Source organism: Streptomyces aurantiacus, from assembly GCF_001418335.1.
In the GTDB taxonomy this organism is placed as follows: domain Bacteria; phylum Actinomycetota; class Actinomycetes; order Streptomycetales; family Streptomycetaceae; genus Streptomyces; species Streptomyces aurantiacus.
This window is the reverse complement of sequence record NZ_LIPP01000016.1, coordinates 1-12,864: the sequence shown is the minus strand read 5'-3', so window position 1 is coordinate 12,864 and position 12,864 is coordinate 1. Positions and strand designations below refer to the sequence as shown.

The 12,864-nt window shown below is 69.2% G+C and carries 14 protein-coding genes; 11 read left to right on the top strand and 3 right to left on the bottom strand.

The genetic code is table 11. From position 1 onward, the window contains the following. The coding region (locus AOK01_RS02295) for an RDD family protein (RefSeq protein ID WP_245702042.1) at positions 1-698 on the top strand (698 nt) is incomplete at its 5' end. 62 nt (positions 699-760) lie between these two features. Next, a complete protein-coding gene (locus AOK01_RS02290) occupies positions 761-1,399 on the top strand; it encodes an RDD family protein (protein WP_055507810.1) in 639 nt (212 codons plus the stop codon). Positions 1,400-1,531: 132 nt separating this feature from the next. Here AOK01_RS02290 and AOK01_RS02285 read toward each other — a convergent pair whose 3' ends face one another. Further along, positions 1,532-1,858 (bottom strand): hypothetical protein, encoded by a 327-nt coding sequence (locus AOK01_RS02285; RefSeq protein WP_055507808.1) that lies wholly within the window; start codon positions 1,856-1,858, stop codon positions 1,532-1,534. Positions 1,859-2,341: 483 nt separating this feature from the next. On the opposite strand from AOK01_RS02285, the gene AOK01_RS02280 reads away from it, so the two are divergent. Continuing rightward, entirely contained in the window at positions 2,342-4,714 is a 2,373-nt protein-coding gene (locus tag AOK01_RS02280; RefSeq protein ID WP_079103104.1) for an immune inhibitor A domain-containing protein, read from the top strand. Positions 4,715-4,835: 121 nt separating this feature from the next. Beyond that, on the top strand, positions 4,836-5,174 hold the full coding sequence (locus tag AOK01_RS02275; protein ID WP_055507806.1) for a hypothetical protein: 339 nt from the start codon (positions 4,836-4,838) through the stop codon (positions 5,172-5,174). A 59-nt stretch (positions 5,175-5,233) separates the two neighbouring features. Here AOK01_RS02275 and AOK01_RS02270 read toward each other — a convergent pair whose 3' ends face one another. Continuing rightward, complete coding sequence (locus tag AOK01_RS02270; protein WP_055507804.1) at positions 5,234-5,818, bottom strand: nicotinamidase; 585 nt, start codon at positions 5,816-5,818, stop codon at positions 5,234-5,236. A gap of 283 nt (positions 5,819-6,101) precedes the next feature. Further along, positions 6,102-7,430: a nicotinate phosphoribosyltransferase gene (locus AOK01_RS02265; RefSeq protein WP_055507802.1), complete on the bottom strand. Its 1,329-nt coding sequence runs from the start codon at positions 7,428-7,430 to the stop codon at positions 6,102-6,104. A gap of 186 nt (positions 7,431-7,616) precedes the next feature. Between AOK01_RS02265 and clpS the strand changes: the two genes are divergently transcribed. The 7 genes from clpS to AOK01_RS02235 all read left to right on the top strand — a co-directional run bounded on the left by clpS (position 7,617) and on the right by AOK01_RS02235 (position 12,714). Then, positions 7,617-7,934, top strand: coding sequence for an ATP-dependent Clp protease adapter ClpS (gene clpS / locus AOK01_RS02260; protein ID WP_055507800.1), 318 nt, complete (start codon positions 7,617-7,619; stop codon positions 7,932-7,934). Positions 7,935-8,021: 87 nt separating this feature from the next. Beyond that, positions 8,022-8,627 (top strand): DUF2017 domain-containing protein, encoded by a 606-nt coding sequence (locus AOK01_RS02255; protein WP_055507798.1) that lies wholly within the window; start codon positions 8,022-8,024, stop codon positions 8,625-8,627. A gap of 411 nt (positions 8,628-9,038) precedes the next feature. Next, positions 9,039-10,532, top strand: coding sequence for an amino acid permease (locus AOK01_RS02250; protein ID WP_425424712.1), 1,494 nt, complete (start codon positions 9,039-9,041; stop codon positions 10,530-10,532). 164 nt (positions 10,533-10,696) lie between these two features. After that, positions 10,697-11,119 (top strand): M67 family metallopeptidase, encoded by a 423-nt coding sequence (locus AOK01_RS02245; protein ID WP_055507812.1) that lies wholly within the window; start codon positions 10,697-10,699, stop codon positions 11,117-11,119. A gap of 79 nt (positions 11,120-11,198) precedes the next feature. Continuing rightward, entirely contained in the window at positions 11,199-11,300 is a 102-nt protein-coding gene (locus tag AOK01_RS46270; RefSeq protein ID WP_313904860.1) for a putative leader peptide, read from the top strand. A 163-nt stretch (positions 11,301-11,463) separates the two neighbouring features. After that, positions 11,464-11,742 carry a MoaD/ThiS family protein gene (locus AOK01_RS02240; protein WP_055507797.1) on the top strand — a complete coding sequence of 93 codons (279 nt, stop codon included), beginning with the start codon at positions 11,464-11,466 and terminating at the stop codon, positions 11,740-11,742. A gap of 21 nt (positions 11,743-11,763) precedes the next feature. Then, a complete protein-coding gene (locus AOK01_RS02235; protein ID WP_055507794.1) occupies positions 11,764-12,714 on the top strand; it encodes a PLP-dependent cysteine synthase family protein in 951 nt (316 codons plus the stop codon). The last annotated feature ends 150 nt before the right edge of the window (positions 12,715-12,864 follow it).

Below are 12,864 nucleotides of genomic sequence, written 5' to 3'. Positions count from 1 at the left end.
CCGCGGCCCCGCAGCAGCCCACCCCGACCGTGCCGCCGCAGTCCGCGCCGCCGCAGTCCGCCGCCCAGGCACCCATGAGCGCGGGCCCCGGCGGCGGGCAGCCCTCCTGGGCCCAGCAGGTGCACCAGTTGGCCGGGCCGGACGAGGACCAGCCCGTCGTGCCGTGGAAGCCGGTGCGGGAGGACCCGTTCCAGGCGGTCGTCCGCTCGCAGGCGGAGGCGCGCCCGGCGGGGCTCGGCAAGCGGTTCGCCGCCCGCCTCGTGGACACGCTCGTGCTGGCCGCGGTGACCGGTGCGGCCGCCGTACCGCTGGGCACCAAGGCACTCGACCACGTCAACGAGAAGATCGACGCGGCCAAGCTCTCCGGCGAGACGGTCACGGTCTGGCTGCTGGACGGCACGACCGCGCTCTACCTCGGCGTCGTCCTCGCCGTCCTGATCCTCTTCGGTGTCCTCTACGAGGCGCTGCCCACCGCCAAGTGGGGCCGCACCCTGGGGAAGAAGCTGTTCGGCCTCCAGGTGCGGGACATCGAGGGCGGCGACCCGCCGTCGTTCGGCCCGGCCCTGCGCCGCTGGCTCGTCTACAGCGTCCCGGGCGTCCTCGTCATCGGTGTCGTGGGTGTCGCCTGGGGTCTGTTCGACCGCCCGTGGCGCCAGTGCTGGCACGACAAGGCGGCCCACACGTTCGTCGCCGGCTGACGGGTACCCCGGACGGCCGTCCCCTCATTGCGGGGCCGGAGGGTTCGCGGTCGACTCGGCACATGACCACCGAGCCGCCGCCTCCTCCGGACGACGATCCGTATCGGAAACCGCCGGACGGGGACCCGTTCAAGAAGCAGCAGCCGCCGCCTTCCGGCCAGGGCGGCGCAGGCTCCCCGTACGGCGGAGGCGGTGACCCCTACGGCGGTGACCCCTACGGGGGTGGCCCCTACGGCACCGACCCGCTCGCCGGGATGCCGCCGCTCGCCGACAGCGGCAGACGCGTGCTCGCGCGGATCATCGACATGATCCTCGTCCTCATCGTGGTGTGGCTGCTGTCGTGGGGCTTCGGCGTGAACGAGTACGACGTGGACGCGGACAGGTTCCAGTACGGGAAGTCCTTCGGGCAGTCCATGATCGCCCTGGTGCTCTACGTGGCCTACGACACCTTCATGACGAGCAGGTCGGGACAGACCCTCGGCAAGAAGTGGCTGCACCTGCGGGTGGCGAACCTCGGCAACGGCGCCACGCCCTCCGTGCAGACCGCACTGGTCCGGGCGCTGGTGCTGTGGGTGCCGTTCGCGTTCTGCTGCGCGTGCGTCTGGACGGCGATCTCGGGTGGCTGGAGCTTCTTCGACAAGCCGTACAAGCAGGGCCTGCACGACAAGGCGGCCAAGACGGTGGTGGTCAGCACGGATTGAACCGGCCGCCGGCCGCCGGCAAAGCAGAACCGGCCGACGGCAGACGAAACCGGCGGGCCCGTGAAGGACGGGCCCGCCGGAATACGCCTCAGGCGTGTTCGCGCATCGGGTCGGACGTGTCCACGTACCGCCTCAGGCGCGTCCGCGGACCGGCTTGGACGCGCCGGCGGCGGCGACGGTCTCGCGCGGTGCGGAAACACGCTTCTGCGTGACGGCGGTGACGGTGGCGGTGAGGGCGGCGGGCGACGGGCGGGCGGCGGACGCCATGGGGGTGGCGGTCGCGGCGGGTTTGGGTACGGGAACCGTCATGGCCACGAGGAGGCCGAGCACGAGGGCGGAGAGCGCGATGACCACGACTCCCACGCCCGAACTCGTCTGTGACAGCAGCAGCATGGCGAGCGTGGAGAAGATCACGGTGCAGGAACCGTAGGCGAGCTGTGCGGCGGTCGGACGAGGCATGGCATTCCGTCCTCGGGATGGGGGGCTCCCCCCGGTGCCTCTCGCGGTGGGGGAGGGTGCGGATAAGAATCAGGGGGTGCGACAACGGTGTCGCTTGGCAAAACACCGGAAATCCGGCGAGCCGCCAACCGACTCTATTGGCCTGTCTGCCCGAGAGGAACGAGCAGTAAGCGTGACCTAACCCACGGTGCCGGTGCACAGGGGGCGCACGGAATCATGGCGTCTATCAACCCGGCTTTCGAACGCGCCCGTTGAGCGGCGCACGGATCATCCGTGAGCGGAGGGGAGCCGGTGCGCGGGCCACGGCCGCCGGTGCATAACTCACTTGACCTGTCCAAGTCAAGGTCTGTCTTTTCTCCTTCAACTCCGATCGAATGTCGTCACTTGTGACGCGCATAGAGCGCGCGCGGACTCCAAGATGCGGACTCCAAGATCTGGACACCGTCCTTCCGCGCGCCCGGGCGCGAGGGAGGACTGCATCAAGTGACCAGCAGACCATGGACGTATCGAGCAGCCGCGGTGGGTGTGTCGCTCGCAGCGGCCGCTGCCACGTTCTCGACCTTCGCGGTGGCGCAGGCCGACGCCGGTGACCAGTCGGCCGCCACAGCGGCCACGGCCACGACCGCGGCCGCGAACCGGCAGGACCCGGCACGCGCCGGGAACGACGCCGAGCACGAGCACGACCTGAAGGGCCCCCTGACCGACCGTCAGGAAGCCCAGCGCGAAGAGGCGCTCAAGAGGGTCATCTCCGGCGACGCCAAAGCCACCGAGCGCGGCGGTTCGCAGGTCGTGAAGCTCCAGAACGGCAAGTACGTGGAGCTCGGCCGCGAGAAGACCGACGAAATCTTCACGATCCTCGTGGAGTTCGGCGACCAGGTGGACAGCCGCTACGGCGGCACTCCCGGCCCGCTGCACAACGAGATAGCCGAGCCGGACCCCGCCAAGGACAACAGCACGGCCTGGCAGGCGGACTACAACAAGGAACACTTCGAGGACCTCTACTTCGGCACCGGCAACGGTGTCGAGTCGATGAAGAAGTACTACGAGAAGCAGTCCTCGGGCCGCTACTCCATCGACGGCACGGTCTCCGACTGGGTCAAGGTGCCCTACAACGAAGCCCGTTACGGTTCCAACAAGTGCGACCCCGACACCTGCGCGTGGAACGCCGTCGCCGACGGTGTCACCGCCTGGGTCGACGCCCAGCAGGCGGCCGGCAAGTCCGACGCCGAGATCAAGTCCGAGCTGGCCGCCTACGACAAGTGGGACCGCAACGACTTCGACGGCGACGGCGACTTCAACGAGCCCGACGGCTACATCGACCACTTCCAGATCGTGCACGCCGGTGAGGACGAGTCCGCGGGCGGCGGCGCCCAGGGCGAGGACGCCATCTGGGCCCACCGCTGGTACGCGTTCGGCACCGACGCCGGCAGCACGGGCCCCGCGGGCAACAAGATGGGCGGGGCGCAGATCGGCGACTCCGGCATCTGGGTCGGCGACTACACGATCCAGCCGGAGAACGGCGGACTGGGCGTCTTCGCCCACGAGTTCGGCCACGACCTGGGTCTGCCGGACCACTACGACACGACCAACACCGCCGAGAACTCCACGGCCTTCTGGACCCTGATGTCCTCCGGTTCCTGGCTCGGCACCGGCAAGAACGCCATCGGTGACCTGCCCGGCGACATGACCGCCTGGGACAAACTCCAGCTGGGCTGGCTGAAGTACGACACGGCCAAGGCCGCGACGCGCTCCACCCACACGCTGGGCGTGGCCGAGTACAACACCAAGAAGGCCCAGGCGCTGGTGGTGGAACTGCCCGAGAAGGCGGTCACCACCGAGGTCGTCCCCCCGGCGCAGGGCGAAAGCCAGTGGTGGAGCGGCAGCGGCGACGACCTCAAGAACACGCTGACCCGTTCCGTGGACCTCACGGGCAAGTCGTCGGCGACGCTGACCCTCGACGGCTGGTACGACATCGAGACGGACTTCGACTACCTCTACACCGAGGTCTCCACCGACGGCGGCGCCAAGTGGACGCCGCTCGACGGAACGGCCGACGGCGCGGCGATCCCGCGCGACTCCAGCGGCAGCCCCGCGCTGACCGGCACGGTGGACGCGTACAAGAAGCTGTCGTACCCGCTCGACGCCTACGCGGGCCAGAAGTTCGACCTGCGCTTCCGCTACTCCACCGACGGCGGCGTGGCCCAGAAGGGCTTCGCGGCGGACGAGATCACCGTCACCGCCGACGGCTCCGCGGTCTTCTCGGACAACGCCGAGAGCGCCGACGCCGCGTGGCAGGCCACCGGCTTCTCCCGGGTCGGTGCGTCCTTCACCAAGGACTACGCGCAGTACTACATCGCCGAGAACCGCCAGTACGTGTCGTACGACAAGACCCTCAAGGTCGGCCCGTACAACTTCGGCTTCGCGTCGACCCGTCCGGACTGGGTGGAGCACTTCCCGTACCAGAACGGCCTGTTGATCTGGAAGTGGGACACCTCCCAGCAGGACAACAACGTCAGCCGGCACCGGGGTACCGGCCTGCTGCTGCCGGTGGACGCCCACCCGAAGGCGCTGAAGTGGTCCGACGGCACGCTGATGCGCAACCGCATCCAGTCCTACGACTCGCCGTTCAGCTCGTACCGGACGGACGGTCTCACGCTGCACAAGGCGGACGTCGCGACGAAGATCAACTCGCAGCCGGGCAACCGGATCTTCAACGACCGCACGAACACCTACTACGACGAGGCGAACCCGACCGGGGGTGTCAAGATCACTGACACCAACACCAAGATCGCGATCGTGAAGGAGCCCCGCGACGGCTCGACGATCACCGTGAAGGTGTCGTCCGCGACGAAGTAAGAGACGTTTTCGCAGGTCAAACCATGATCGGCCGCAACCCCCTGGCGGGTTGCGGCCGATCGTGTTTAGGTGCGTCCTGTGACTCTCTTATTGACACCGGATCTCGCGGGGGTATGACTACATGGCCGCAGGAGGTTTCAGCAGGCTGCCGAACGGCACCGTCGTGGTGGCGTTGAACCTGCCCCGACCGCTCGCGTCCGCCCCCGGCGCGGGTTCCGTACGGGTGCTGGTGCATGCCCACAACCGCGCCAGGGCGCTGACGCGGCTGCGCAACCTGGGCCTGCGGGCGGTGTACCTGCGAGGCAACGGGGCGCCGCCCACCCCGGACGAGATCACCGCGGTTCTGCACCACCCCGACGGGCTCATATGGCGCACGGCGCCGGGCCCCGAAATCGCCGCGGCCGTCGTCGCGGCTGAGCTCTGGCATCCGATCCGCGCGCTGATCAGGCGGCCGGCGTAACCGCTCCGCCGGGGGCGGATCGTTCGTCTGCGGGTGGGTGGGAACTGCGCACCCCTCGGTCAGACCACCGGCTTGCCGCTCAGTTCCACGCCCGCCTCGGTCAGTTCCTCCAGGGCACGCTCCGTGGTGTTCTCCGCCACGCCCGCCGTCAGGTCGAGCAGGACCTGGGTGCGGAAACCCTCGCGGGCCGCGTCCAGGGCCGTGGCCCGTACGCAGTGGTCGGTGGCGATGCCCACGACGTCGACCTCGGTGATCTCACGGGCGTGCAGCCAGTCGGCCAGCGACACACCGTTCTCGTCGGCGCCCTCGAAGCCGCTGTACGCCGCCGAGTACGCGCCCTTGTCGAACACGGCGTCGATCGCGCCGGACGCGACCACCGGAGCGAAGTTCGGGTGGAAGCCCACGCCCTCGGTGCCGGCCACACAGTGCGCGGGCCAGGAGTGGACGTAGTCGGGGTTGTCGGCGAAGTGGCCGCCGGGGGCGATGTGGTGGTCACGGGTCGCCACCACATGGCGGTAACCGGCGGGGGCCTGCCCGATCAGTTCCGTGATCGCGGCGGCGACATCGGCCCCGCCGGGCACCGCGAGGCTGCCTCCCTCGCAGAAGTCGTTCTGGACGTCTACGACGATCAGGGCGCGGCGCATGGGCGGTGTCCTTCGGCTTGGCAGGGAGGCGCTCCGCTGGGTCCGGTGCTTCGTCTGCGGGTGTGGTCGTGGTCGTGGTGGCTGGTCGCGCCCCCCTCACGGGCGCGCGGGCAGGGCAGAGCGTGCGGTCGTTGCCGTTGCCTTTCCCGGCTTGCCGCCCGTTCATTCCCGTACGGGCCTCTCGGGGACGGGTTGGCCGGAGGTGTGCCCCGGAGCGGGCGTCTGCCCGGGCTCACGCGTCCCACACGTACTCGGTCGCATCTCATGCGTACTCGGTCGGATCTCACACGTATTCGGTCGGAATGACGGCTTCCCCCCGCGACAGCTGGGTCGCCGAGAGGGGCAGGTTCGCGCGGGCCGCGGCATGCCGCTCGCGTACGACGTCCAGCGGCTCGCGGGCGACGACCCGGCCGCCCTCGACGAGCCGCACCAGGAGCTGACGGTCGCTGAGCTCGGCCGGGACCGCCCCCGTGCCGATCACCTCGGCCTCGGCGGTCCCGTACTCGTCCAGCCGCCGCGCGGCCCACTTGCGGCCGCCGATGGACGTCTTGCCGCCCGAGGACTTCTTGGCCACCGGCACGAGCGGAGCCTTCGGGTCCGCCGACTCCGCGCGCGCGACGAGCTTGTAGACCATCGAAGCGGTCGGATGGCCGGAACCCGTCACCAGCTGCGTGCCCACGCCGTACGCGTCCACGGGCGCCGCGGCCAGCGAGGCGATCGCGTACTCGTCCAGGTCCGAGGTCACGATGATCCGGGCCTTCGTGGCGCCCAGCTCGTCCAGCTGCTGCCGCACCCGGTGCGCCACCAGCAGCAGGTCACCGGAGTCGATACGGACGGCCCCGAGCTCGGGCCCGGCCACCTCGACGGCCAGCCGCACGGCCTCGGCGACGTCGTACGTGTCCACGAGCAGCGTGGTGCCCCGGCCGAGCGAGTCCACCTGGGCCCGGAAGGCGTCCCGCTCGCTGTCGTGCACGAGGGTGAAGGCGTGGGCGGACGTGCCGACCGTCGGAATGCCGTAACGGAAGCCCGCGGCCAGGTCCGAGGTGGTCGTGAAGCCGCCCACGTACGCCGCCCGGGACGCCGCCACCGCGGCCAGCTCGTGGGTGCGCCGGGCGCCCATCTCGATCAGCGGGCGCTCCCCGGCGGCCGAGGCCATCCGGGAGGCGGCGGCCGCGATGGCCGAGTCGTGGTTGAGGATGGAGAGGATCACGGTCTCCAGGAGCACGCACTGCGCGAACGAGCCCTCGACGCGCAGGATCGGCGACCCGGGGAAGTACACCTCGCCCTCGGGGTATCCCCAGATGTCACCGTCGAAGCGGTAGGAGGTCAGCCACTGGAGGGTCGGTTCGTCCACCACGCGCTGCTCGCGCAGGAAGCCGATGACGTCCGCGTCGAAGCGGAAGTTCTCCACCGCGTCCAGGACCCGCCCGGTTCCCGCGACGACGCCGTAGCGGCGCCCTTCGGGCAGCCGGCGGGTGAAGACCTCGAAGACCGAACGCCGGTCGGCGCTGCCGCCCTTGAGCGCGGCCTGCAGCATGGTCAGCTCGTAGTGGTCCGTGAAGAGCGCTGTCGACGGGACGTCCACCGGCAGCCCTAGGTCCGCTGCGTTCACTCAGGATCTCCTCGGGATGACACAGGTCGGAATGACACAGGGGGCGTCCCCCGGACGGCACAGGTCGGCCGGGGTTCCGGGGGCCGTACCCCGGGATGAGCGGCTGGAAAAGGATGCTACCCCCAATCTCGTCACTCTGACGATTTGTAGGGCTCATTTGGCCGGGCACCCACCTGTGGTGGCAGCATGGGCCGTGTGACGGCTCCCGCACCCCTAGAGACCGAAAAGACCGAGTCGGCGGAGGAGGTCTTCGCCGTACCCGAGCCCGACGTTCCCTGGGTGACCATCGTCCACAACGATCCGGTCAACCTGATGAGCTATGTGACCTACGTCTTCCAGTCGTACTTCGGATACTCGAAGGACAAGGCCACCAAGCTGATGATGGACGTCCACCACAAGGGCCGGGCCGTTGTCTCCAGCGGCACGCGTGAGGAGATGGAACGCGATGTGCAGGCCATGCACGGCTACGGTCTGTGGGCCACCCTCCAGCACGACCGGAACTGACCCGGCCGGCCCCGCCGCGACCGGCACCCGCCCGACGCCCGCGCACTCCCGACGCCCGCGCAGTACTGGAAGTAGCGACGCAACCTGATGCCAGGACACTTCGAACCGCTCCCCGGCGGCGGCGCGGCCGTCGCGCTCGACGAGGTCGAGATCTCCATCATCCGCTCCCTCGCCGTACAGCTCCTGGAGCTCATCGGACCGGGCCCGGGCGGGGACGTCTCCGACGACCCGCTCGCCGAACTGTTCGCGGAGGGACCGAGCGAACCGCCCTCCGACCCCGTGCTGAAACGCCTCTTCCCGGACGCGTACAGCGGCCCCGACGGCGAGGCCGGCTCTCCCGAACAGGCCGAGGAACAGCGCGCGTACTCCTCGGAGTTCCGCCGCTTCACCGAGAACGACCTGCGCGCCGGCAAGCGGGAGACCGCCCTCGCGGTGATCCACTCCCTGGACGCCCTCGCGGCGGCGGGGAAGGGGGGAGCTGTCCTGAAACTGACCCCCGGCGAGTCGAAGCAGTGGCTCACCGCCCTCAACGACCTGCGCCTGGCGATCGGCTCCCGGCTGGACGTCGTCGACGAGGAGGACACGGACATCCTCTACCGACTGCCGGACGAGGACCCGCGCAAGCCGATGGTGATGGCGTACCTGTGGCTCGGCGGACTCCAGGAGACGCTGGTCGAAACGCTGATGCCGTGACGTGAAACGGCCGACGGCGTGAGCGTGCAACGGCCGATGACGTGAGCGTGCAACGGTCGATGACGTGAGCACGCAACGGTCGACGGCGTGAGACGTGATGCGTTCGCTCAGCGGACGCTCAAATCCGGATAACGATCACATCACCACCCGGGCCTGCTATGAGGGCCCGGGTGTCCTTATGTCCGCTTCTTCCTGTGGCATGCGCTACAAGTACGACGAGTGATCAGTGTCGCGGCCGTGATAAATCTTCACGACCGCCCGACGGGACACCACCCATGTCCTGCCGGGTGCGCCACCGAGCCGGCCACCGCCGGCCAGGCCGCTCCAGCAATCCGGGGGGATCCGGGGGGATCGGAAACCGGTACGAAGCCGACGACGGCTCGCACCGGTATGGAGAAAGGCGCACGAGACATGACCTCGGTGCAGGTCGGCAACCACGACGACGAACGCGGCGACAAGGGAGCCGCCGACAGCGACACACCCAACGGCGACACACCCAAGGGCGGCCCCACCCCCGAAGAGGGCTACGAACGAGGGCTCGGCAACCGCCAGATCCAGATGATCGCGATCGGCGGCGCGATCGGCGTCGGCCTCTTCCTGGGCGCCGGGGCGAACATCGCCAAGGCGGGCCCCAGCCTCATCCTCATGTACGCCCTCGCGGGCGGCATCATCTTCTTCATCATGCGGGCCCTCGGCGAGCTGCTGCTCTACCGCCCCGTCTCGGGCTCCTTCGCGGAGTACTCCCGCGAATTCCTCGGCCCGTTCTTCGGCTACTTCACCGGCTGGACGTACTGGCTGATGTGGGTCGTCACCGGCATGGCGGAACTCACCGCGGCCGCGATCTACATCACCTACTGGTTCCCGCAGATCCCCCAGTGGGTCACGGCCCTGGTGTTCCTGGTCGTGCTCTTCGTGGCGAACCTGATCTCCGTCAAACTCTTCGGCGAGATCGAGTTCTGGTTCTCGATGGTCAAGGTCACCGCCCTCATCGGCATGATCGTGATCGGCCTGGGAGTCCTCACCTTCGGCTTCAGCTCCGCCGGCGACACCGCGGCCGTGTCCAACCTCTGGGCCTTCGACGGCTTCTTCCCCAAGGGCATCGGCTCGTCCCTGATGACTTTGCAGGGCGTGATGTTCGCCTACCTGGCCGTCGAACTCGTCGGCGTCACCGCGGGCGAGTCCGAGAACCCGGAGAAGACCCTCCCCAAGGCCATCAACACGCTGCCCTGGCGCATCGCCCTCTTCTACGTCGGCGCCCTCACGGTCATCCTCTGCGTGGTGAAGTGGACGGAGTTCGCACCGGGCGTCAGCCCGTTCGTCGCGGCCTTCGCCAAGATCGGCATCCCGGCGGGCGCGGGCATCGTCAACTTCGTCGTCCTGACGGCGGCCCTCTCCTCCTGCAACTCCGGCATGTACTCCACGGGCCGCATGCTGCGCACCCTGGCGGACAACGGCGAGGCCCCGAAGATCTTCAACCGGCTGTCCGCCACCAGGACGCCCGCGTTCGGCATCACCGTCTCCATGCTCTTCATGGGCATCGGCGTGGTCCTGAACTACGTCGTCCCGGAGAAGGCCTTCGGCTACGTCGTCTCGGTGGCCACCGCGGCCGGCATCTGGACCTGGCTCATGATCCTCATCAGCCACATCCTGTACCGCCGGGCCGTCGACGCCGGCCGCCTGCCCGCGTCGTCCTTCCCGGCCCCGGGCGGCTCGAAGTTCAGCTGGGTCGCCGTGGCCTTCCTGCTCTTCGTCACCTGCCTCATCGCCTACGACGCCGACTCCCGTGTCTGCCTGTACGTGATGGCGGGCTGGGCGGCGGCGCTGGGCATCGGCTGGGCCGTACTGAAGTCACGGAACCCGGAGGCCACCGAGCGCCGCGACCCGGAGCTCGAACAGATCGGCTGAGGGCTCTCCCGAGTACCGCTGCCGGGTGGGCCGACATGTGGGCCGACATGTGGGTCGGCATACGGACCGGCATATGGGCCGGCATATGGACAGTCCCGTACCGCCCCTCGGTACGGGACGGCCCGCCCGACTGCCCCGTCCGATTCCTGCTTATCCTGACCAGCATGCTGACCATCACCCAGGCCCTCGTCGACCAGATCGTCGCGCACGCGCGCCGGGACCACCCCGACGAGGCGTGCGGCGTGATCGCGGGCCCGGAGGGCACCGGCCGCCCAGAGCGCTTCATCCCCATGCCGAACGCGGCGATGTCGCCCACGTTCTACGAGTTCGACTCCGGGGACCTGCTCAAGCTGTACCGCGAGATGGACGACCGCGACGAGGAACCGGTGGTCGTCTACCACTCCCACACGTCGACCGAGGCCCACCCCTCGCGCACGGACATCTCCCTCGCGAGCGAGCCGAACGCCCACTACGTCCTCGTCTCGACCGCGGACACCGACGGGCTCGGCGACTTCCAGTTCCGCTCGTTCCGGATCGTCGACGCCGTGGTCACGGAGGAGGAGGTCACGGTGGTGGAGGAATACTGATCCCGTATGTCGGGCAGAATTCATCCACTATCTGAGATCACATTCCGGAACCCGGACCAGGAATCGATACGATGAGCCCATGGTTTCCCATGACGTGAGCGACAAGACGCCGGGCATGCTGCTCGTGGCGCGGCTGCACGTCGACCTGTGCAGGCTGCAGAGCGCCATCTGTACGCGCTGAACCCTGCCGCCGTACGGCCGGTGAGCCGGCCGGTGAGCCACGGCTCCGCGGGGCCGAGACCGGCGCACCCACCGCCATCCCGCGCCGTCCCCCACGCTGCCGCGCGCACCCAGACCCGACGACCCGACGACCTGACTGACCCTTCCGACAGGAGCCCGAAACCATGGCCATCGAGGTCCGCATCCCCACCATCCTCCGCACCTACACGGACGGCCAGAAGGCCGTCGAGGGCGGCGGGGAGACCCTCGCCGAGCTCCTCACCGACCTCGAAAGCCGCCACACGGGCATCCAGGCCCGCATCGTGGACGGGGGCGAACTGCGCCGCTTCGTGAACGTGTACCTGAACGACGAGGACGTCCGCTTCCTCGACGGCATCAACACCAAGCTCACCGACGGCGACAGCATCACCATCCTGCCGGCCGTCGCCGGCGGCACGGTCTGACCTGCCGGGCTCTGATCACTGATGCGCTACGACTCCCCGCTGGCCGCGGTGGGCAACACCCCTCTGGTGCGCCTGCCGCGGCTCTCGCCGTCCCCCGAGGTCCGTATCTGGGCGAAGCTGGAGGACCGCAATCCGACCGGCTCGGTCAAGGACCGCCCCGCGCTCCACATGGTCGAACAGGCAGAGAAGGACGGCCGGCTGACCCCCGGCTGCACGATCCTCGAACCGACGTCCGGCAACACCGGCATCTCGCTCGCCATGGCCGCGAAGCTCAAGGGCTACCGCATGGTGTGCGTCATGCCCGAGAACACCTCGCAGGAGCGCCGGGAACTGCTCGCCATGTGGGGCGCCGAAATCATCCCCTCCCCGGCCGCGGGCGGCTCGAACACGGCGGTACGCGTGGCGAAGGAACTCGCCGCCGAGCACCCCGACTGGGTGATGCTCTACCAGTACGGCAACCCCGACAACGCGGGCGCCCACTACGCGACGACGGGCCCGGAGATCCTGGCCGACCTGCCCTCGGTCACTCACTTCGTCGCCGGACTCGGCACCACCGGAACGCTGATGGGCGTGGGCCGCTTCCTGCGCGAGCACAAGCCGGACGTCAAGATCGTCGCAGCCGAGCCGCGCTACGACGACCTCGTCTACGGCCTGCGCAACCTCGACGAGGGCTTCGTCCCCGAGCTCTACGACGCGTCGGTGCTCACCACCCGCTTCTCGGTCGGCTCGGCCGACGCGGTGACCCGTACCCGCGAGCTCCTCCAGCAGGAGGGCATCTTCGCCGGGGTCTCCACCGGGGCGGCACTGCACGCCGCGATCGGGGTCGGCCGCAAGGCCGTACAGGCGGACGAGCCCGCCGACATCGTCTTCGTCGTCGCCGACGGCGGCTGGAAGTACCTCTCCACGGGCGTCTACACGGCAGCGACGACGGAAGAGGCGATCGAGACGCTGCAGGGCCAACTCTGGGCGTAGCTACCCGTCCCTGGGGGCTGCGCCCCCAGACCCCCGCTAAAAGATTGCGCAGTTCCCCGCGCCCCTGGGGAGGTACCTCTAGGGGCGCGGGGAACTGCGCAACGGGGGTTCGGGGGCGGAGCCCCCGAGGAAGTGACGGGAATGGGTAGG